The 19075-nt window shown below is 61.5% G+C and carries 18 protein-coding genes and 1 pseudogene; 15 read left to right on the top strand and 4 right to left on the bottom strand.

What is annotated here, in order from left to right; genetic code table 11:
• Positions 1 to 22: 22 nt before the first annotated feature.
• Genes AC1D1J_RS11050 through AC1D1J_RS11040 form a run of 3 tightly spaced genes read left to right on the top strand, consistent with a single transcriptional unit; the run spans position 23 to position 2650 of the window.
• A complete protein-coding gene (locus AC1D1J_RS11050) occupies positions 23 to 991 on the top strand; it encodes a Bug family tripartite tricarboxylate transporter substrate binding protein (RefSeq protein WP_477694704.1) in 969 nt (322 codons plus the stop codon).
• A gap of 1 nt (position 992) precedes the next feature.
• Positions 993 to 1673 carry an RraA family protein gene (locus AC1D1J_RS11045; RefSeq protein ID WP_477694703.1) on the top strand — a complete coding sequence of 227 codons (681 nt, stop codon included), beginning with the start codon at positions 993 to 995 and terminating at the stop codon, positions 1671 to 1673.
• Between the two features lie 17 nt (positions 1674 to 1690).
• Positions 1691 to 2650, top strand: coding sequence for a hydroxyacid dehydrogenase (locus tag AC1D1J_RS11040; protein ID WP_477694702.1), 960 nt, complete (start codon positions 1691 to 1693; stop codon positions 2648 to 2650).
• Between the two features lie 57 nt (positions 2651 to 2707).
• Here the strand turns inward: AC1D1J_RS11040 and AC1D1J_RS11035 are convergent, their stop codons facing one another.
• On the bottom strand, positions 2708 to 3685 hold the full coding sequence (locus AC1D1J_RS11035) for a Bug family tripartite tricarboxylate transporter substrate binding protein (RefSeq protein ID WP_477694701.1): 978 nt from the start codon (positions 3683 to 3685) through the stop codon (positions 2708 to 2710).
• 266 nt (positions 3686 to 3951) lie between these two features.
• Between AC1D1J_RS11035 and AC1D1J_RS11030 the strand changes: the two genes are divergently transcribed.
• Positions 3952 to 4860, top strand: coding sequence for a hypothetical protein (locus tag AC1D1J_RS11030; RefSeq protein WP_477694700.1), 909 nt, complete (start codon positions 3952 to 3954; stop codon positions 4858 to 4860).
• 276 nt (positions 4861 to 5136) lie between these two features.
• On the opposite strand, the gene AC1D1J_RS11025 is transcribed toward AC1D1J_RS11030, so the two are convergent.
• Both AC1D1J_RS11025 and AC1D1J_RS11020 read right to left on the bottom strand, forming a co-directional pair.
• A complete protein-coding gene (locus AC1D1J_RS11025; RefSeq protein ID WP_477694699.1) occupies positions 5137 to 6165 on the bottom strand; it encodes a restriction endonuclease in 1029 nt (342 codons plus the stop codon).
• Between the two features lie 375 nt (positions 6166 to 6540).
• Positions 6541 to 7467 (bottom strand): sigma-70 family RNA polymerase sigma factor, encoded by a 927-nt coding sequence (locus tag AC1D1J_RS11020; protein ID WP_477694698.1) that lies wholly within the window; start codon positions 7465 to 7467, stop codon positions 6541 to 6543.
• Positions 7468 to 7733: 266 nt separating this feature from the next.
• Here AC1D1J_RS11020 and AC1D1J_RS11015 point away from each other — a divergent pair, with 266 nt between their 5' ends.
• Positions 7734 to 9143: an MFS transporter gene (locus AC1D1J_RS11015; protein WP_477694792.1), complete on the top strand. Its 1410-nt coding sequence runs from the start codon at positions 7734 to 7736 to the stop codon at positions 9141 to 9143.
• Entirely contained in the window at positions 9140 to 9445 is a 306-nt protein-coding gene (locus AC1D1J_RS11010) for a hypothetical protein (RefSeq protein WP_477694697.1), read from the top strand. Before AC1D1J_RS11015 ends, AC1D1J_RS11010 begins: the two co-directional genes overlap by 4 nt.
• A 41-nt stretch (positions 9446 to 9486) precedes the next feature.
• On the opposite strand, the gene AC1D1J_RS11005 is transcribed toward AC1D1J_RS11010, so the two are convergent.
• Positions 9487 to 10521 (bottom strand): AraC family transcriptional regulator, encoded by a 1035-nt coding sequence (locus AC1D1J_RS11005; RefSeq protein ID WP_477694696.1) that lies wholly within the window; start codon positions 10519 to 10521, stop codon positions 9487 to 9489.
• A 181-nt stretch (positions 10522 to 10702) separates the two neighbouring features.
• On the opposite strand from AC1D1J_RS11005, the gene AC1D1J_RS11000 reads away from it, so the two are divergent.
• From AC1D1J_RS11000 to AC1D1J_RS10960, 9 genes and pseudogenes are all read left to right on the top strand, one after another.
• A complete protein-coding gene (locus AC1D1J_RS11000; protein ID WP_477694695.1) occupies positions 10703 to 12325 on the top strand; it encodes a carboxyl transferase domain-containing protein in 1623 nt (540 codons plus the stop codon).
• A 31-nt stretch (positions 12326 to 12356) separates the two neighbouring features.
• Positions 12357 to 13136 (top strand): enoyl-CoA hydratase/isomerase family protein, encoded by a 780-nt coding sequence (locus tag AC1D1J_RS10995; protein WP_477694694.1) that lies wholly within the window; start codon positions 12357 to 12359, stop codon positions 13134 to 13136.
• On the top strand, positions 13136 to 13804 hold the full coding sequence (locus AC1D1J_RS10990; RefSeq protein WP_477694693.1) for a DUF4126 domain-containing protein: 669 nt from the start codon (positions 13136 to 13138) through the stop codon (positions 13802 to 13804). Before AC1D1J_RS10995 ends, AC1D1J_RS10990 begins: the two co-directional genes overlap by 1 nt.
• On the top strand, positions 13797 to 15788 hold the full coding sequence (locus AC1D1J_RS10985; RefSeq protein ID WP_477694692.1) for an acetyl/propionyl/methylcrotonyl-CoA carboxylase subunit alpha: 1992 nt from the start codon (positions 13797 to 13799) through the stop codon (positions 15786 to 15788). Before AC1D1J_RS10990 ends, AC1D1J_RS10985 begins: the two co-directional genes overlap by 8 nt.
• Before the next feature lie 36 nt (positions 15789 to 15824).
• Positions 15825 to 16754 carry a 2-hydroxyacid dehydrogenase gene (locus tag AC1D1J_RS10980; protein ID WP_477694691.1) on the top strand — a complete coding sequence of 310 codons (930 nt, stop codon included), beginning with the start codon at positions 15825 to 15827 and terminating at the stop codon, positions 16752 to 16754.
• Between the two features lie 36 nt (positions 16755 to 16790).
• Positions 16791 to 17249 carry a DUF3592 domain-containing protein gene (locus AC1D1J_RS10975; RefSeq protein WP_477694690.1) on the top strand — a complete coding sequence of 153 codons (459 nt, stop codon included), beginning with the start codon at positions 16791 to 16793 and terminating at the stop codon, positions 17247 to 17249.
• A gap of 27 nt (positions 17250 to 17276) precedes the next feature.
• Positions 17277 to 18197, top strand: a complete 921-nt coding sequence (locus AC1D1J_RS10970) for a hydroxymethylglutaryl-CoA lyase (protein ID WP_477694689.1) — start codon at positions 17277 to 17279, stop codon at positions 18195 to 18197.
• Positions 18198 to 18312: 115 nt separating this feature from the next.
• A pseudogene (locus tag AC1D1J_RS10965) lies at positions 18313 to 18804 on the top strand (YbaK/EbsC family protein); the annotation flags it as partial.
• A complete protein-coding gene (locus AC1D1J_RS10960) occupies positions 18796 to 19065 on the top strand; it encodes a DUF1289 domain-containing protein (protein ID WP_477694791.1) in 270 nt (89 codons plus the stop codon). The pseudogene AC1D1J_RS10965 and the gene AC1D1J_RS10960, both read left to right, overlap by 9 nt.
• The last annotated feature ends 10 nt before the right edge of the window (positions 19066 to 19075 follow it).

Genomic DNA, 19075 nt, shown 5'->3' with positions numbered 1-19075 from the left:
GCGGAGCCTTGGAGACATATTCATGAAACTTTCCCGCCGTTGCGTGCTGGCCGCTGCCATCGCGTGTTCCCTGGCCACCAGCGCCTTTGCGCAGGCCTGGCCCACCAAACCCATCCGCCTCGTCGTCCCGTTTCCGGCCGGCGGTGGCACCGACATCATCGCCCGCGAAGTCACGAACAAGGTCACGGGCTCGGGCTACACCTTCATCGTTGACAACAAGCCCGGGTCGGGCGGCAACCTCGGCGTAGACGCCGTGGCGAAGTCGCCGGCAGACGGCTACACGCTGGTGCTCGGCCAGACCAGCAACCTGGCGATCAACACCAGCCTGTATGCCAAACTGCCCTACGACCCCATGAAGGACCTCACGCCCGTGAGCCTCGTGGCGAGTGCGCCGCTGGTCATCGTCGTCGCGGCGGACTCGCCGTACAAGACGCTCGCCGACATCGTTGCGGCGTCAAAGGCCAAACCCGGCTTCCTGAACTATGCGACCTCCGGCAACGGCACCGTCGCGCACCTTGCAACCGAATCCTTCCAGAAAGCAGCAGACGTCAAGCTCACGCACGTGCCGTACAAGGGCGCGGCGCAGGGCGCCACCGACCTGATTGGCGGGCAGGTGCAGCTCTATGTGTCCTCTATCCCCACGCTCATCGGCCACATCAAGAACGGAAAAATGCGCGCCATCGCCGTCACGTCGGCCAAACGCACCGAAGACCTGCCGCAGGTGCCGACCATTGCCGAGTCCGGCTACAAGGGCTTTGAGGCCGTGACCTGGTTCGGCATTGCCGGGCCCGCGAACCTGCCGAAGGAAGTCGTCGCCAAACTCAACGCCGACATCAACAAGGCGCTGCAGGCGGCAGACCTGCGCAAGAAGCTGCGCGACCAGGGCGCCGACGTGGAAGGGAGCACGCCGGAGCAATTCAGCAAACTGATCCGGGAAGACATCACCCGCTGGGGCAAGATCGTCAAAGAATCCGGTGCGAAAGTAGATTGACATGACACAAGACATCATCCGCAAGTTTGACCGCGTGCCGGCCGCCGTTGTGCGCGAGGCCGCTAAATTCCAGCCCGCCATCCTGGCTGACGTGGCCGGCCGCCGGGGTGCGATGCACGGGCACATCAAGGCATTGCGCCCCCGCATGAAATTTGCCGGAACGGCCTTCACTGTTGAAGTCCGCCCTGGTGACAACCTGATGATTCACGCGGCCATGTCACTGGCGCAGCCGGGTGATGTGTTGGTCATTGACGGCAAGGGTGACCTCACCGCCGCGCTGATGGGCACCATCATGATGACCGCCTGCAAACAGCTGGGAATCGTCGGTGTGGTCATTGACGGCGCAGTGCGGGACACCCTCGAGATTGACGAAATGGATTTCCCCGTCTTTGCGGCCGGGTACAACCCGAACGGCCCGACCAAAACCTGCCCGGGGCGCATCGGCCACCCTGTGACGGCAGGCGGCGTCACCGTGCATGCGGGCGACTTCGTGATGGGTGACGCGGACGGTGTTGTCGTCGTTGAACGCGAGAAGATCGAATCCCTACTGCCGGCCGCAGTGAAGAAGGTGGCCGACGAAAACGCACGGATAGCGGCGATCAAAAAAGGCGACACAGCGGCGAAGTGGCTGGAATCAGCGCTGCGCAGTGCCGGTGTGTTGAAAGAAGGCGAGTCGCTGTGAGCAACGGGAAACCTGTCATGAAGCCCGTCATGAAGCCCGTCATGAAACCGGTCATTCTGGTCACTGCTGCAGACCTTGCACCGGAAGCGCTGGCGCTTCTGCAGGGTTACGAAGTCATCTACGCCGGCAAGACACCGACAGAAGAAGACATCGTCGCCCTCTGCCAGCGACACGACCCGGTGGGCATCATCGTGCGCTACAGCAAGGTGGGGTCAGCCGCCATCACGGCGGCGCCGTCCCTGCGCGTGATCTCCAAACACGGCAGCGGCACCGACACCATCGACAAGGTGGCTGCCGCCGCGCGGGGTGTTGAAGTGCGTGCCGCGGCCGGCGCCAACGCCAATGCCGTCGCCGAACAGGCCCTGGCATTGATGCTCGCCTGCGCAAAGTCGATTCCGGTGCTGGACGCGCGCATGCGCGCCGGCCACTGGGACAAGGCCACCCACAAGAGCGTGGAACTGTATGGCAAGACTGTCGGGCTTGTGGGACTCGGTGCCATCGGGCTGCGCTTTGCACGCATGGCGAGTGCATTGGGCATGGAGGTATTGGGCTTTGACCCTTACGCCAAAGAGCTGCCGGAATTCATGACACGGGTCGAGCTCGAAACGCTTTGGCAAAACGCCGACGTGATTTCGCTGCATTGCCCGCTGACCGACGAGAACCGCAACCTGCTGGACGGCGTCACGCTGGCAAAGTGCAAAAGAGGCGTGATCATCGTCAACACGGCGCGCGGTGGGCTGGTAGACGAGGCGGCTTTGCTCGAAGCCCTTCGCAGCGGACAAGTCCATTCTGCGGGCCTAGACAGCTTCAGCGTGGAACCCATGGTGTCAGGGCACCCCTTCCAGAACGAGCCGGGTCTCATCCTGAGCCCCCACATCGGCGGTGTCACGAGCAACGCATACGTGAACATGGGCGTTGCGGCTGCACGCAATGCGCGAAGCGTGATTGAAGGCGTTACCGCTGGGGCTTTGGCTTAGCTTTCGTTTGACGGTTGTCCGGGGGCGTGCGCCCAGCCCGGCCGGCGCCTTTCGCTTTTACTGCGGCACCAGGCCGGCGGCTTTCACCAGGTCGGCGTGGATGCGAATCTCTTCTGAAATCACTTGCGCCAGAGGCTTGGCCTCATCGGGCGCGGGCTCCATGCCTATCTCCAGCAGTTTCGTTTTGGCATCGCCTCTGAGAAAAGCCTTCGCGGATTTGCTGAGCTTGTCGATCACGGGCTGCGGCGTTTTGGCGGGAACCAGCAGGCCGATCCATGCCGACAGCACCACATTGTTCACGCCGCCTTCGCGCAGCGTGGGAATGTCCGGCGCAGAAACGGCGCGTTTTTCACTCAGCACGCCCACCGCATGCAGCTTGCCCGACTTGATGTGCGGCAGTGCCTCCGGCAGCGGGGCAAAAGCCATGTCCACCACACCGCCGATCAGGTCGGTAATCGCCGGCGCACCACCCTTGTAGGGAACGTGCAGCAGCTTCGCGCCGGTCTGGCTTTCAAACATGAGCCCCGCCAGGTGTTGCGGGCTGCCGTCACCTGAAGAGGCATACGTCAGCTTGCCTGGGTTGGCCTTGGCCGCCGCCAGAATGCTGGCCGGCGTTCCATACTTCGCCTTGTCGTTCACCACCAGCACCATGGCTTGGTTCACCAGCTTGGTCACGGCCACAAAGTCGGTTTCCGGGTTGTAGGGCAGTGTCTTGAAGATGCTCTTGTTCGTCGTCAGAAAGGAAGCCGGTGACACCATGATGGTGTAGCCGTCCGGCACCGCCTTGGCCACCACCGGCACCCCAATCTGCCCCGAACCACCGGCCCGGTTGTCCACCACAAAGGGTTGGCCCAGGTCGGTGGTCAGCTGCTGGCTGACCTGGCGCGCCACCATGTCAACACTGCCGCCAGCCGGCAGCGCCACGATGACCTTGACCGGGTGGCTGGGGTAGGGCTCTTGGGCCAAGGAGGGGGCGGCGAGCGCCAGGCCGGACGCGGCGCAAAGCGCGAGGCAGGCTGTGCGGATGGATGACATAGGTCGCTTTCAGCGTTGAGGGTGCAGGGGCGTTGCAGTTCGCGCTCTGCAAACTCGCTCTGCCACAGGCGTGGATGCAAGTTGTATGCCTGAATGGAGGTGCGAGACATGAGCTGGGGCGGATAGCAACCACGTCGCCGCGATGCTTTTTCGAACATATCCTGCAAGGTGTCCGTAGTCGGTCGATTTCGTACAAGCATCAGATTGATAATGAATTCAACAGGGGGATTGCCGTGAGAAATCTTGGACGACGTTATGAACGACTCATGCTGCTTACCGCACCAATGACATTTGCGACGGGTTTGCTGCTGTTTGTCGCTATGGCTCTGAACAACCAACAAGAAATCGTACGTGCAAATTGCCTAAATGAAGGCGCATACGCTTTGGAGAAAAACACGGACGTAGTGAATAAGTGGGAACGAGCAAAGCCAGTCAATAAAAACTCCTTGTGGGGCATCGAGTACAAAACCGCACTTCAAGTTGCCATTACTCAGGGTGTGCCGCGCCTTCTCCCCAGTGGCATCACTGAAGACAGTTGTCGCACTTATCTAGAGGGGTTAGTTGAGTCGCGGTTCAGATCAGCTCCCGAAGAGATAATTGCGCGATTTAGACATGAAGCGCGTTCAGTCACTAACGCACCCTTCGAGTTTCATGGGATTGAACTCCCAGAAAAAGCTTCCGTCAGCTTGATAGGCACGACCGTCAGATTTAGATGGTCACAGTTCTGCTTACTTTTGGTCGCGGTCCTAGGTCCGCTGATGATGCTCTGGTATGCGAGCATCTACCAGACTCGCTATCGCGAAACACTCTTGATTTCAAAAGCCAAAGGAGTCTGGGAGGTATTTCCGCACAGCGTCAACAACTACCCCGCTATAAAAGTTCCAACTTTTCGGAAAAAGACATTCGGTGCAAGGCAGGTTCCGCTAATGAATGCCCTTTTGGCTTTTGTTTATCGAATCATGGTGGTATCAATTTGCACAGGGCCTCCATCTGTGGCTTATCTGATGAGTCTTTTCTATTTGGGAAGTATTGAGAATTACACATTTTTTCTGTACGCAGCAGTTGGAACGCTTGTGGGATTCTTTTCCATTGGGCCGATATTTGTTGAGTTAATGCCGTGGCACTTTATGAAGACTTTTCCTGCGGAAATTACCGTCGATAGTTATAGGGCTTAGTCGAGCGAATACTCCAACCTTAAGTTAAGCCACCCGAGCGCATGCGATAGAGAAAAGCCAACTCGCGTGATGTAGAACTGGAGTTCGTCAACCGTGGATGTCTCATCAAAATCGCCCGTGAGCTTCAGACCTATGGCATCTTGAACGCCAAAACTATCCCTTGCGACCTCTTTGAAAAGCGGGTGACGATGTAAATCGTCAAGTGACATATTCAGCTCAGTATTTAGTGATGGCAATTAGACCCGAGCCAAGCGATGGGTCAGCTTTCGACGGAGCTCAACACGCGGGCTTTTTTTTGTCCGCACCACCGTCAGATTCGTTTGAAATGAAATCAGGCATTTGGTGCGGTTGCACATGAAGGATGTGAGAGACCACCTTTTCGCGCAGGGCAACGTATAGCGCGGCAGAAAAGTTTGCGACGTTAGCAGTCACACGTTCCTTTCTCAGCAAGCCACGCCAATGAGGTCGGTCGTCTTTTGGAGCCTCCCAGCTAAGCAATCTAACCAAGGCCGTATGCGCAAACTGAATGCCCTGCTGATTGGCCACAAACCGCATATGGATGTGCGTATCAGTATGCTCTTGCACCTCTTCTAAATCCCACGCAGTGAAGAGAGACTGAACTTCTTCTGTCAAATCGGTCCGGCGCATACCTTTGTAATCTGTAAAGGAGACGTCATCAATAGTCATAGCCCACTGCTCGCTGCGCTCTCGTTCATCTTCTACACGTTCAATGAGCCTATCCTTCCTGAGTCGCAAATGAATCCCCGCTCCAGCACCAATTTTGTACGCCACATCACCAGCGAGTACGCCCATAAGACTTTCCTGCGAAGCCTTCTCGAATGAGATGTTGAAGTTCTTTTCCGCTTTCGTTAAATGCTTGACCTCAAATAGCGTCCATAAACTGTGGAACTTCCACGCGATCAGGAGCGGCATGCCTACCATGTCGGCGTAGTTCTGCAACCGCTGCAAATATTCCGGTCTCAATGAGAGCCGTCTTTCTTGCTTGGATTTGACTTCAATCAATACAGGAGATTTGCCATTCTGCGTTGAAAATCTAGCCAACAGATCTGGTACCTGGAACTCCTGTTTAGACGACACAGGAACCTGCTGCTGATCAAGCTTGTGCAGGAGTCGGCAATTTCCGAGCCACGAACAGACAACGGCAAACTCATCTTCGACCGGCAAGCCAAGGTCAAGGCGACGGACGCGCTCGGCCACAGCCGTAGCATCGGCAGCCCAACCAAGTTCAGCCAGAGCGTCCTGGATAAGCCTTTCGCCGTCCTCTGGCATCAATTTGCTATTCATGTATTGCCCTAGGCATTAATGGAGATGCGACGGAGTGGCGATCCTGCAGAAGTTCAGTCGGCCTAATGAACTGCGCACCGAGAAACGGCGTATGGAATCCTATCAATGATTTGACTGGCACCAAGGTCCGCAGCTCTGCAGTCCATCTTTAAGGTCCCATCCTGCCAGGGGGCTGTTGTAAATTTCGTGGTAACTGAATCCATTCCCGAACTGAAATGCCCTTACAAATCAACAGCTTGGGGGCACCTGTTAGATGCATGAAAGCATCTCTCCGGCATCAAATAAAGGCCACGTGGCCATCATGGTGTCGCAGTGTGAGCCGGCCACTGAATTGCCAATTTCCCGTCAAGTCAATGCTCGCTCAACGGCCCGCAATCAAACATCAAACAGCACCCCATCATCAAAGTAAAACGCATACCTGAAGTCGCGAATCGTGATGAGCTTCCCGTCGCGCCACTCAAGCCCCACGATGTAGTCGCTATTGACCGTGGAGTCGCTCTCCTGGTGTATCCAGATGACGGGCCGGCCTTCGATGTTGGTGGGCGTGACGCGCATCACGCCCGTCACGGCTGAATACCGGCCAAAGTATTCGGCCACATGGGCTTTGCCGTCCAGTTGCAAACGCGCCACCAGGTTCAGGTGCACCTGGTCGCCCAGCATGTCGCGCAGGCCGTCAAAGTCTCGCGCGTTAAAGCGGGCCGCGTATTCGGTGAGCAGGGCCTGGTCTGCCGGCGACAAAGCCGGCGGTGGGGCTTTGTCTTGTGGTTGCCGGGCCAGCTCGCGCAGGCGCAGGCGGCCGCGGTGCAGTGAAGCCTTGATGGCGGGCAGGCTCACGTTCATCACTTCTGCTGCTTCGTCCATCGCGTAACCCAGCACGTCGGCCAGGATCACCGCGCTGCGCTGCGCCGGCAGCAGCTGCATGAAGGTGCGCAGTGCTGCCGTGGTGGCATGGCGCAGCTCGGCGCTGGCGTGGGGGTCGGCGGTTGTGTCGGGCTCTTCATCGGCAAGGTGCACTTCTTCGCGTGCCTTGCTGCGCAAAAAGTCCATGGCGGTGTTGTGCGCAATGCGAAACAGCCAGCCCTCGGCATGCTGCACCGTGGCCGGGTCGTAAGCCTGCGCGGCTTTGGCCAGGGTGTCCTGCACGATGTCTTCACCGTCAAAGATGGAGCCCGTCATGCGCGCGCAGTAGCGGTGCAACCGGGGCCGCAACCTGCCTATGAGGGTGATGAACTCAGGCAGGGCCGGCTGGGGTGTGCCAGCTGGTGCTGCAGGCAGGGCGGTGGAGTGGGGTGTGGCGTTCATGAAGGGCCTTGGCTTGGTGATTGTGCTTCGGAGGTGGGGGCTTGGGCGGCTTTGCCGATGAAAGGTTGCGGCAAACCGGGGTGCGTCCTTTTGTGAGACGTTGGGCGGGGCCAAAACGATGCGCGGCCACGCAAAAATATTTTTGCATCGATTTGCCGGGCCGCGCCGTCTTTGGCATAGAGGCGGGCATTTATCTGTATGTGGCATTGGATGTGACATTGGATGGGGTGGGCCGCCTCTCAACAAGGAGCGATGAAGTGACGCAAATGAATCAAGCAGGTTTTACCGCGCAGCAGCGCTGGGTTCTGGGCCTGGCGGCGGCCGGGTCGTTTATGGCGGCGCTGGATGCGCTGGTGGTGACCACGGCGCTGGACACCCTCAGGCATGAGCTGTCGGCCTCCGTCGAGGCGCTGGAGTGGACGGTCAATGCTTATGGCCTGAGCTTTGCCGTGCTTCTGATGACCGCTGCTGCGCTGGGCGACCGCTTTGGCCGCAAGCGGGTTTACGCCTGCGGGCTGCTGGTGTTTGCCGCCTCGTCGGCGGCCTGTGCGTTGGCGCCGGGCATGGGCTGGCTGATTGCGGGACGGGCGCTGCAGGGCCTGGGCGCGGCCATGGTGCTGCCACTGGCCATGGCCTTGCTGGCGGCGACGTTTGCGCCGGCGCAGCGGGGCAAGGCGCTGGGGCTGTTCAGCGGCATCACCGGCCTGGCGGTGCTGGCCGGGCCGGTGGCAGGCGGTGCGGTTGTGCACGGCCTGGCGTGGCAATGGGTCTTCTGGATCAACGTGCCGTTTGCGCTGGGGGTGGCCGCGCTGGTGTGGCGCAAGGTGCCCGAAAGCAAGGGTACGCCGGGCCGGCTGGACTGGCGGGGCGCGGTGCTCATGGTGCTGTCCTTGCTGGGGCTGGTGTGGGGGCTGATGCGCGGCGCGCACGGCGGGTGGCTCAGCGTGCCTGTGCTGGGCGCACTGGGCATGGGGGCCGTGCTGGGCGCAGCCTTTGTTGCTTTGCAGCGCCGTGAGGCGTGGGACGCCATGGTGCCGCCCAGGCTTTTTCGCTCGCCGGTGTTTGCGGCGGGTAACGCGGCGGGGTTTTTGATGACGGCGTCGTTGATGGGCACGCTGTTTTTCATGGCGCAGTTCTTCCAGGTGGTGCAAGGCCGCACGCCGCTGGGCGCGGGCCTGAGCATGCTGCCGTGGACGGCCACACTGTTTTTTGTCGGGCCGGTGGCTGGGGCCATGGTGGCGCGCGTTGGCGCACGCAAGCTGGTCGTGGTTGGCCTGGCCCTGCAGGGCGTTGGCGTGGCGTGGGTGGCGTTGCTGGCCGGCCCGCAAAGTGCCTACGCGCTGTGGGTGCTGCCCATGGTGGTGACGGGCATGGGTGTTTCCATGGCCATGCCGGCGGTGCAAAGCGCGGTGCTGGCAGAGGTGGAGCCGGGCGATATCGGAAAGGCCTCGGGCTTGTTCCAGACCTTGCGGCAGCTCGGCGGCGTGCTGGGCGTGGCCGTTGCAGCCACGGTGTTTGCCCATGCGGGCGGCTATGGCAGCGCGCAACAGTTCAGCGGCGGCTTTGCCCAGGCGCTGATGGCCTGCGCCCTTCTTTCACTTGCCGGTGCCGCGGTGGCCCTTCGGCTGCGCGGCAAGGCGCCCCTTTTTATTCAACCCACAGGAGCAAAAGTATGAGAGCAGTCATGGTTCGTTACCGCGTCAAGCCCGAAATGGCCGCAGAAAATGAGCGCCTCGTTCGCGCCGTGTACGCCGAACTGCAGGCCGTCAAGCCTGCCGGCCTGAGCTACCAGACACATCAACTGGCTGACGGGGTGAGCTTTGTGCATGTGGCGGTGTACGGCGACGGCGTGGTTGAAAGCCCGCTGCCCGGGCTGCCGGCCTTCAAGGCCTTCACGGCCGAGATCAAGGCGCGCTGTGACGAATTGCCCGTCACGCAGGAGCTGCAGCCCATCGGGTTTTTCAGCAGCTTTGGCTGAAGGAGGTGCGTCCGGTGTAACGCCAGGCGCATCAAGGCCTGTCAGCCCTGCAGGTTTTTGCGAAACTCTCCGGGGCTGACGCCAGACCACGCACGAAATGCCCGGGTAAAGCTTTTCTCGTTGCCAAAGCCGGCAGCCGCAGCCACTTTTTTCACCGGCTGGCTGGTGCGGTGAAGCAGTTCCCCGGCCTGCTGAAAGCGCACGCCGTCCTTGAGTGCCTGCAGTGAGGCGCCTTCCTCTTTCAGTTGGCGGTGCAGTGTGCGAGCCGACATGTTCAGCGCCGCGGCCAAAGTCTCCGCATTGTGCGAAGCCACCGCAGGGTTGGCCAGAGCTTGCCGCACCTGCTCGACCAACAACCTGTCGCGCCGGTACTGCAACACCGTCAACGGCAAAGCCCGCTGAAGCATTTGCTGCAAAGCCTTTTCATCTCGGCGCAGTGGCAATGCCAGGTAGCGTGCATCAAATCGGATCTCGGCCTGCGCAGCGTTGAACTGCAGCGGGCCAGGGAACATCAGCCCATAGGCCTCTACATGCGGCGGTGCAGCAAACGGAAAACGTGCACCCTGCAGTGGAATGCGCGAATCCACATACCAGCAGGCCAGGCCGTGGATGTTGCGCAGCACATGCACCAAAGCAAACTCACCGACCTGGCCAGGCACCTTCTCTTCAACGCTGATGGCGGCGGTGTCGCCGGAGGTGCTTAGGCGCAAGGTGATGTCGTCGGCAATCAGTGCGTGGTGGCGGCACCAGCGTTTCAGGGCCACGCCCAGGTTGGGTGAGCTGATGGATGCGCGGGCCAGCATGCCGTAGCTGCCCCAGGGCAGTTTGCGGCTGAAGGCGCCCAGGCCTTCGTCGTCCAGCTCTTGCATGGCGGCGCCTGAAAGAAGCTCCATCTGACGGGCGGTGATGTGGCCGTTGACTTGTTTTAGCTGCGCTGGCGTGATCTGTGCCAGTTTCAGGGCTTCTGCCGGGTTTTGGTTGTAGCGTTTGTAGGCAGAAGCAATGCTTCTGGCAAAGGCCATGGGCGTGGCGGCTTTGGGCGGATTGGTGGGCCTTGTGGCGGTTTTCGTGGGCATGGCGGTAATTTTCCGCGCAGGTGGCAGGATTTGCAACCTCATTGGCTGTGCCTGTGGGGCGGGTTTTCGCTAAGCTGGCCCTTTAGCGCTAATCTGGCGCTAAGGTAGGGCCCACGTGCCCGAAGGTCTGGCGCAGGCCAGCCCCGTTTCAGCGCCTTTCATCCGTATTTCAGGAATTGCCATGCCCGCTCTGGAGACAAAACTCAACGCCCGTTCTGCCGACTTTCAGGCCAATGCCGCCGCCATGCAGGCGCAGGTAGACGACCTGAACGCGCAAGTCGCCAAGGCCGCCCTGGGTGGCGGTGAGGCCACGCGGGCGCGGCATGTGTCGCGCGGCAAGCTGCTGCCGCGTGACCGCGTGCAGATGCTGCTGGACCCGGGCACGCCTTTCCTTGAACTCGGCCCTCTGGCCGCCAAAGACATGTACCCCGACCGCGACGGCACCGACAGCGCGCCCTGCGCCGGCGTCATTACCGGTATTGGCCGTGTGAATGGGGTGGACTGCATGATCGTGTGCAACGACGCCACGGTGAAAGGCGGAACCTACTACCCGATGACGGTGAAAAAGCATTTGCGCGCGCAGGAAGTGGCAATGCAAAACAACCTCACCTGCATCTACCTGGTCGATTCGGGCGGCGCCAATTTGCCGAACCAGGACGACGTGTTTCCTGATCGCGACCACTTTGGCCGCATCTTTTTTAACCAGGCCAACATGAGCGCGCAGGGCATTGCGCAGATTGCCGTGGTCATGGGCAGCTGCACGGCCGGCGGCGCGTATGTGCCGGCCATGAGCGACGAGACCATCATCGTCAAGAATCAGGGCACCATCTTTCTGGGCGGCCCGCCGCTGGTGAAGGCGGCCATTGGTGAGATCGTCAGCGCTGAAGACCTGGGCGGCGGTGACGTGCACACGCGTCTTTCAGGCGTGGCCGACCACCTGGCACAAAACGACGCGCATGCGCTGGCGCTGGCCCGGCAGGCGGTGGCCAGCCTCAACAAGACCAAACGTTTCGACCAGGCCCTGCGTACGCCGGTGCCGCCGCTGCACAGCCCGCAAGAGCTGCATGGTGTGATTCCGGTGGACCCGAAAAAACCGTATGACGTGCGCGAGGTGATTGCCCGCATCGTCGACGGCAGCGAGTTTCATGAGTTCAAGGCGCGCTTTGGCCCCACGCTGGTCTGCGGCTTTGCGCACATTGAGGGCATGCCGGTGGGCATCATCGCCAACAACGGCATTTTGTTCAGCGAATCAGCCCAGAAGGGCGCGCACTTTATCGAGCTGTGCTGCCAGCGCAAGGTGCCGCTGGTGTTTCTGCAGAACATCACCGGCTTCATGATCGGCCGAAAATACGAAGCCGAAGGCATTGCCCGCCATGGCGCCAAGATGGTGACGGCCGTGGCCACGGCCCAGGTGCCCAAGTTCACCGTGATCATTGGCGGCAGCTACGGCGCCGGCAATTACGGCATGTGCGGCCGGGCGTATTCACCGCGCTTTTTGTGGATGTGGCCGAACGCGCGCATCTGCGTGATGGGCGGCGAGCAGGCCGCCGGCGTGCTGGCCACCGTAAAGCGCGACGCGATTGAAGCCAAGGGCGGCAGCTGGAGCGCCGAAGAAGAGGCCACCTTCAAGCAGCCGGTGCTGGACCAGTTTGGCCAGCAGTCGCACCCGTATTACTCCACCGCGCGCGGCTGGGACGACGGTGTGATTGACCCGGCGGATACGCGGCGTGTGCTGGCGTTGGGGCTCTCGGCCACACTGAACCAACCGATTCCGGACACGAAGTTCGGCGTGTTCCGCATGTGATCAGAAAAGCCAGCTGGAAAGGACAAATGAGATGAACCATCTGAACATCCAGGTCGAGGCGCTGGTGGCGACCGTCACGCTGAACCGCCCTGACGTGCGCAATGCCTTCAACCAGGAGGTCATCGCCGAGATGACGCAGGCTTTTGTCGAGCTGGGCATGCACGACGAGGTGCGCTGCGTTGTGCTGGCGGCCAACGGCCCGGCCTTTTGCGCAGGTGCCGACCTGAACTGGATGCGCAGCATGGCCGACTACACCCATGCGCAGAACCTGGAAGACGCGGGCCGCCTGGCGACCATGCTGCAGGCTGTTTATGAATGCCCCAAGCCGGTGGTTGCCCGCATACAGGGCGACGTGTATGCCGGTGGCATGGGCCTGGTGGCGGCTTGCGACATGGCTGTGTCGGTGGACACTGCAGGGTATTGCCTCAGTGAGGTGAAGCTGGGCCTGATACCCGCCACCATCAGCCCGTATGTGATTCGCGCCATGGGCGCGCGGGCGGCGCATCGCTACTTCCTCACGGCCGAGCGCTTTGATGCCGCTGAGGCCTTGCGCATTGGTTTTGTTCATGAAGTGGTGACGGCCGACGCGCTGGACGCCAAGGTGGCCGAGCTTGTGAAGGCACTTGTCAATTCGGGCCCCGAAGCCGTGAAGCTGTGCAAACAGCTGGTGCAGGACGTAGGCGGCCAGCCCATCACGCCGGACTTGGTGCAGATGACGGTGGAAAGCATTGCCGATGTGCGCGTGAGCGCTGAAGGCCGCGAAGGCGTTCAATCGTTCCTGCAAAAGCGCAAACCGAACTGGATCACTTGATGCAAGCCCTGGACACCGCACAACTGATTGCCCTGGCCGGTGCGCTGGGCTGGGCCAGTGGCGTGCGCCTGTACCTTGTCGTGCTGCTGACCGGGCTGGCAGGGTTTATGGGCTGGGTAGAGCTTCCGCAAGGCCTGCAGCTGCTGGCCAATCCGGTGGTGCTGGGCGTCAGCGGCTTCATGGTGTTCATTGAATTTTTTGCCGACAAGATTCCGGGCCTTGATTCGCTGTGGGATGTGGTGCACGGTGTGATTCGCATCCCGGCGGGTGCCGCGCTGGCAGCCGCCGTGTTTGGCGCAGACAACGGCCTGGGCGCGTTGGTGGCGGCCTTGCTGGGTGGCACGCTGGCCGCCACCAGCTTTGCGGCCAAGGCCACCACGCGCGCAGCCATCAACACCTCGCCCGAGCCTTTCAGCAACATCGGCGCCTCGCTGGTCGAAGACTCGCTGGTGCCGGCCGGCCTGTGGCTGGCGATTGCCCACCCGCTGGTGTTTGTGGTGGTGCTGGCTTTGGTGCTGGCGCTCAGCATCTGGCTGATCCGCGTTTGCTGGCGCTTTCTGCGTCAGCTGTTTATCCGCGTGGCCCGTATTTTCAGCGGCAGGCCGGACCCCGGAACCGCTTCCGCTTTCACCTTGAAGTCTCCTTTCTCAAAGAACGACCATGTTTAAAAAGATCCTTATCGCAAATCGCGGTGAAATAGCTTGCCGCGTTGCCGCGACTGCCCGCCGCATGGCCATCCAGTCTGTTGCGGTTTATTCCGATGCCGACGCGGGCGCCAAACATGTCGGCTTTTGCGACGAGGCGGTGCACATCGGCGGCAGCGCGCCCAAAGACAGTTACCTGCGTTGGGAGCGCATCATTGAAGCCGCCAGGGCCACGGGCGCCGAGGCGATTCACCCGGGTTACGGCTTCCTGAGCGAGAACGAGGAATTTGCGCAGGCCTGTGCCGACGCAGGGCTGGTCTTTATTGGCCCACCGGCCTCGGCCATCAAGGCCATGGGCCTGAAGGCGGAGTCCAAACAGCTGATGGAAAAAGCTGGCGTGCCGCTGGTGCCCGGCTACCACGGCAGCGACCAGGACCCGGCGCTGCTCAAGCGCGAGGCCGACCGCATTGGCTACCCGGTGCTGATCAAGGCCAGCGCGGGCGGCGGCGGCAAGGGCATGCGCGCGGTCGACAAGACGGAAGACTTCGACGCGGCTTTGGCCTCATGCAAACGCGAGGCCATCAACAGCTTTGGTGATGACGCGGTGCTGGTGGAAAAGTATGCCCAGCGGCCGCGCCACATAGAGATCCAGGTGTTTGGCGACACGCATGGCAATTACGTTTACCTGTTTGAGCGCGATTGCTCGGTGCAGCGCCGCCACCAGAAAGTGCTGGAAGAGGCGCCGGCGCCCGGCATGACGGAAGCCATGCGCAAGCAGATGGGTGAGGCCGCCGTGGCGGCGGCGCGTGCCGTGAATTATGTGGGCGCGGGCACGGTGGAGTTCATCGTCGAGCAGCGAGCCGACGGCAGCATGAATTTCTTCTTTATGGAAATGAATACGCGTCTGCAGGTCGAACACCCGGTGACGGAGGCGATCACCGGGCTGGACCTGGTCGAGTGGCAACTGCGCGTGGCCTCAGGCGAAAAACTGCCGCTGGCGCAAGATCAACTGCGAATCCACGGCCACGCCATCGAAGCGCGCATCTGCGCCGAAACGCCCGACAACAACTTCCTGCCCGCTACCGGCACGCTGCACGTCTACAAGAAACCAGTGCATACGGCGTTTGAAAGAGGACAGGTTCGCGTGGATGACGGCGTGCGTGAAGGCGATGCGATTTCGCCTTATTACGACTCCATGGTGGCCAAGCTCATCGTGCATGGCGCCACGCGCGAGGAAGCGCTGGCCCGGCTGGACGATGCGCTGGCGCAGACTCGCATCGTGGGTCTGAGCACCAATGTGCAGTTTTTGCGCTATGTGGTGCGCAGCCCCTCGTTTGCCAAAGCCAACCTCGACACCGCGCTGATCCAGCGCGAAGAGGCGGTGCTGTTCAAGCAGGAGCCGGTGGGCCTGGCCATGGCGGGTGCGGCGGCGGTGGCCAAAGCCCTGCTGGATGAGCGGGCCATGGAAGGCGCAGACCCTTTCAGCCGCCGCGATGGCTGGCGCTCGCATGGTGTGATGGAGCGCCGCTTTGAGTTTGAATTTCATGGCGAACCCGCCAAGGCAACGCTGGCCTACCTGCACGATGGTGCGCTGCGCCTGACGATGGGTGAGGCATCGGGCCCGCTGGTGTTTGCTGAAACCGCCCAGGGCATTGACGTGCAGTTTGCCGGCCAGCGCATGACGGCCGCCGTATATGCCCAGGGCGAGCTGGACCATGTGTTCACAGCCAAAGGCGCCACGCAAATCCTTTCCATCGACCTGCTGGCCCATGCGGGCGAAGCGCAGGCCGAAGGCGGCCGCCTCACGGCGCCCATGCCCGGCAAGGTGGTGTCGTTTGCTGTCAAGGCGGGCGACAAGGTCAGCAAAGGCCAGCCGCTGGCGGTGATGGAAGCCATGAAGATGGAGCACACCATTGCCGCGCCGGCCGATGGCACGGTGCAGGAGCTGCTGTATGCGCCGGGCGACCAGGTGAGCGAAGGCTCGGAATTGTTGAAAATAGCCGTTTGATTTTTACTTTGCCTTGATTCAAACGGGATCCTTTTCATGCGCATCAGTTTTTGCTGTTCCGATATCAAACCCCAGCCTTGGGTAGACGGCCTGAAGGCCGAGTTTCCCGATGCGCAGGTGGAGTTGTGGTCCGCCGGCGCGGCGCCGGCCGACTACGCGGTGGTCTGGGCGCCGCCCCAGCAGTTCTTTGACGAGCAGCCAAAGCTCAAAGGCATCTTCAACATTGGCGCCGGCGTTGACGCGCTGATGAAGCTGCGGCTTCCAGCCGGCGTACCGGTGGTGCGGCTGGACGACGCCGGCATGTCCGTGCAGATGGCCGAGTTTGTGTGCCATGCGGTGATCCGCCACTTTCGCGAGCTCGATGGCTATGAGGCCGATATTGCCGAAGGCAAATGGTCGTACCGCAAGCCGCGCCTGCGCACCGATTTCCCCATTGGCGTGATGGGCCTGGGCGTGCTGGGTGAGCGCGTCGGCCGCGCGCTGGCGCAGTTTGACTTTCCGGTCAATGGCTGGAGCCGGTCGCCCAAGACGATTGAGGGTGTGCGGTGTTTTTCGGGCGATGCGGGTGGGCAGGGTTTTCAGGAGTTCCTGGCGGCCAGCCGCATCCTGGTGTGCCTGCTGCCGCTGACGTCTGAAACGCGGGGCATCATGAACCTGGACACCCTGTCGCAGTTGCGGCCCGGCGGCTATGTCATCAACGTGGCGCGCGGCAGCCACCTGGTCGATGGCGACCTGATCACGCTGATCGACAACGGCCACCTGGCGGGCGCCACGCTGGATGTATTCCATGTTGAACCGCTGCCGGCAGATCACCCTTTCTGGAAACACCCGAAAGTCACGGTAACCCCGCACACCTCGGCCCGCACGCTGCGTGAGGAAAGCATTGCCCAGATTGCGGGCAAGGTGCGTGCCGTCGAACGCGGGGAGCGGGTTGCTGGTATTGTTGATCCACTGCGTGGCTATTGAAGCGGCTGTTGAAGCGCAGTCCCCGGAGTTTCATTGATGCCATCGTCCACATCTCACCGCCTGCTCAGTGTTTTGGGCTGGCTGTTGCTGGTGCCCAGCGGGCTGACAGCCCTGGGGGCTCTCTGGCTGCTGGCCTCAAGCCTGGGTCTTGGCAGCGACACCCGCACGGTAGCCGGCCGGGTGGTGGGACATGAAGCGTCCCGCCTGAAGCTCAGCACGGGCCAGAAAAGCATTGTCGAATTTTCCGCGCACGATGGCCGTACCCTGCGTGTGGCTGATCCGCTGGTGCGCCAGGGCGGCGCCGTCCATAAAGTGGGTGAGGCCGTGAAGGTGCGTTATCCGGTGGCAGATCCAGTGCAGGCCCAGATTGTGGGGTCGGTGCTGGTGCAGGGCTTTATCGGTGGGGTTCTTTTGGTGTTCAGTGCGCTGGGTGTGCTGGCCGGCTGGCTGCTTTTGTGGTTGCGCCCGCGCGGTGCGGCACCTGCGGCCGCCTGACCTTGAAATCGAATACGGAAAAAAATCATGTCCTTGCCCTCCAAAGTCAAAATTGTCGATGTCGGCCCGCGCGACGGCTTGCAAAATGAAAAAGCCCAGGTGCCTGCCGCCGTGAAGATCGAGCTGGTGCAGCGCCTGCAGGACGCGGGCCTGACCGAGATCGAAGTCACAAGTTATGTGTCGCCCAAGTGGGTGCCGCAGATGGCCGACAACGCCGAGGTGATGGCGGGTATCAAGCGCAAGCCGGGTGTGCGCTATTCGGTGCTGACGCCCAACATGAAAGGCTTTGAAGCCGCAATTGCGCCGCCGCGCGAGCTGTGGCCCGACGAGATCGTGGTGTTCGGCGCGGCCAGCGAGGCCTTCAGCCAGAAGAACATCAACTGTTCGATTGCCGAAAGCATTGAGCGCTTTCGCCCCGTGGTCGAGGCCGCGCGTGAAAAAGGCATTTATGTGCGGGGCGCGATGTCCTGCACCGTGGGCTGTCCCTATGAAGGCGAAATTGCGCCTGAACGTGTGGACATGCTCGCTGGCCTGATGAAGGGCATAGGCGTGCAGCATGTGGGGGTGGCCGACACGATTGGCGTGGGCACGCCGCTCAAGGTGCAGCGTGCCATGGAGGCGACGCTCAAGCATTTCGACATCAATGATGTCTCCGGGCATTTTCACGATACCTACGGCCAGGCGCTGGGCAATACGCTGATGGCATTGCAGATGGGCGTATGGCAATACGACACCTCATCGGCCGGCCTGGGCGGCTGCCCGTTTGCCAAGGGCGCGACGGGCAATGTGGCGACCGAAGATGTCGTGTACATGCTGCATGGCATGGGCATTGAGACGGGCATTGACCTGGACAAGCTCATTGATGCGGGAAAATTCATCAGCGATTTCCTGGGGCGCAAGCCCAACTCCCGCGCGGCAACCGCGCTACTGAATAAGCGACAGAACTAATGTGCAATGACATAAAACCCAGCCGGGGCCGCGGAACCGGCTTTGCCGGGCCGCAGGCGCAGCGACCCCTCGGGGGGCAGCGTATTACACGCAGTGAAAAGCGTGGGGGCTCATGATGTGTGGATCCGAATTGAAGACTTTGCCTGAGGGTGTGCAGCGGGTGGCCGCTGTGCTGCTGGACAGCGGCCACCTGCATGCACCCGTCATGCTCGACGATGCCGCGCGCACCGCGCAGCAGGCAGCCGATGCGCTGGGTGTGCAGGTGGGCCAGATTGCCAAGAGCATTATTTTTCGCCGCAAGTCCGACGATGCCGCCGTGCTGGTGGTGACGTCAGGCGACCAGCGGGTTGATGAAAAAAAGGTCGAGGCCATGGTGTGTATCGACGGCAAGCGTCTGGCACGGGCCGATGCGGAGTTTGTGAAGGCGCGCACGGGGTTCTCCATAGGCGGTGTGTCGCCGCTGGCGCATGCCACGCCCTCCGTGACGCTGATTGACCGCTCGCTGTTCCGCTTTGAAACCGTGTGGGCCGCCGCGGGCCACCCGCATGCGGTGTTCCAGCTGTCGCCGCAGGAGCTTGAGCTACTGACGGGCGCGCCGGTGGCGGACTTTGCGGTGAATGTGGACGAAGACAAACTGGCACGCAAGCATGCGATCGAACTGGTGTCCCTGCGCGCGGCCACACTCGACGATGAGCCCGACGTCCCGTCGCCCTGCATTTCCGTGTGCCGCATGAACGCAGCGTCGGGCCTGTGCGAAGGCTGCTTTCGCACGCGCGATGAAATCGCGCAGTGGAGCGGCGCTGACGATGCCGGCAAGCGCCATATCTGGACATCCATCGGGCAGCGCATGACTGCGATGAAGCCATGACCGGCGAGAA

Source organism: Polaromonas sp. P1_F8, assembly GCF_056405635.1.
The sequence above is the reverse complement of the archived record's forward strand: the minus strand, read 5'-3'. Positions and strand labels throughout refer to the sequence as shown.

Bases quoted from the DNA above. Each gene is read 5' to 3' on its own strand.
- AC1D1J_RS11025 (WP_477694699.1), bottom strand. From the start codon at position 6,165: ATGAATAGCAAATTGATGCCAGAGGACGGCGAAAGGCTTATCCAGGAC.
- AC1D1J_RS11030 (WP_477694700.1), top strand. From the start codon at position 3,952: ATGCTGCTTACCGCACCAATGACATTTGCGACGGGTTTGCTGCTGTTT.
- AC1D1J_RS10990 (WP_477694693.1), top strand. From the start codon at position 13,136: ATGCAAGCCCTGGACACCGCACAACTGATTGCCCTGGCCGGTGCGCTG.
- AC1D1J_RS11015 (WP_477694792.1), top strand. From the start codon at position 7,734: ATGAATCAAGCAGGTTTTACCGCGCAGCAGCGCTGGGTTCTGGGCCTG.
- AC1D1J_RS11040 (WP_477694702.1), top strand. From the start codon at position 1,691: ATGAAGCCCGTCATGAAGCCCGTCATGAAACCGGTCATTCTGGTCACT.
- AC1D1J_RS11050 (WP_477694704.1), top strand. From the start codon at position 23: ATGAAACTTTCCCGCCGTTGCGTGCTGGCCGCTGCCATCGCGTGTTCC.
- AC1D1J_RS10970 (WP_477694689.1), top strand. From the start codon at position 17,277: ATGTCCTTGCCCTCCAAAGTCAAAATTGTCGATGTCGGCCCGCGCGAC.
- AC1D1J_RS11005 (WP_477694696.1), bottom strand. From the start codon at position 10,521: ATGCCCACGAAAACCGCCACAAGGCCCACCAATCCGCCCAAAGCCGCC.
- AC1D1J_RS11000 (WP_477694695.1), top strand. From the start codon at position 10,703: ATGCCCGCTCTGGAGACAAAACTCAACGCCCGTTCTGCCGACTTTCAG.
- AC1D1J_RS10995 (WP_477694694.1), top strand. From the start codon at position 12,357: ATGAACCATCTGAACATCCAGGTCGAGGCGCTGGTGGCGACCGTCACG.
- AC1D1J_RS11010 (WP_477694697.1), top strand. From the start codon at position 9,140: ATGAGAGCAGTCATGGTTCGTTACCGCGTCAAGCCCGAAATGGCCGCA.
- AC1D1J_RS11045 (WP_477694703.1), top strand. From the start codon at position 993: ATGACACAAGACATCATCCGCAAGTTTGACCGCGTGCCGGCCGCCGTT.
- AC1D1J_RS11020 (WP_477694698.1), bottom strand. From the start codon at position 7,467: ATGAACGCCACACCCCACTCCACCGCCCTGCCTGCAGCACCAGCTGGC.
- AC1D1J_RS10985 (WP_477694692.1), top strand. From the start codon at position 13,797: ATGTTTAAAAAGATCCTTATCGCAAATCGCGGTGAAATAGCTTGCCGC.
- AC1D1J_RS11035 (WP_477694701.1), bottom strand. From the start codon at position 3,685: ATGTCATCCATCCGCACAGCCTGCCTCGCGCTTTGCGCCGCGTCCGGC.
- AC1D1J_RS10980 (WP_477694691.1), top strand. From the start codon at position 15,825: ATGCGCATCAGTTTTTGCTGTTCCGATATCAAACCCCAGCCTTGGGTA.
- AC1D1J_RS10975 (WP_477694690.1), top strand. From the start codon at position 16,791: ATGCCATCGTCCACATCTCACCGCCTGCTCAGTGTTTTGGGCTGGCTG.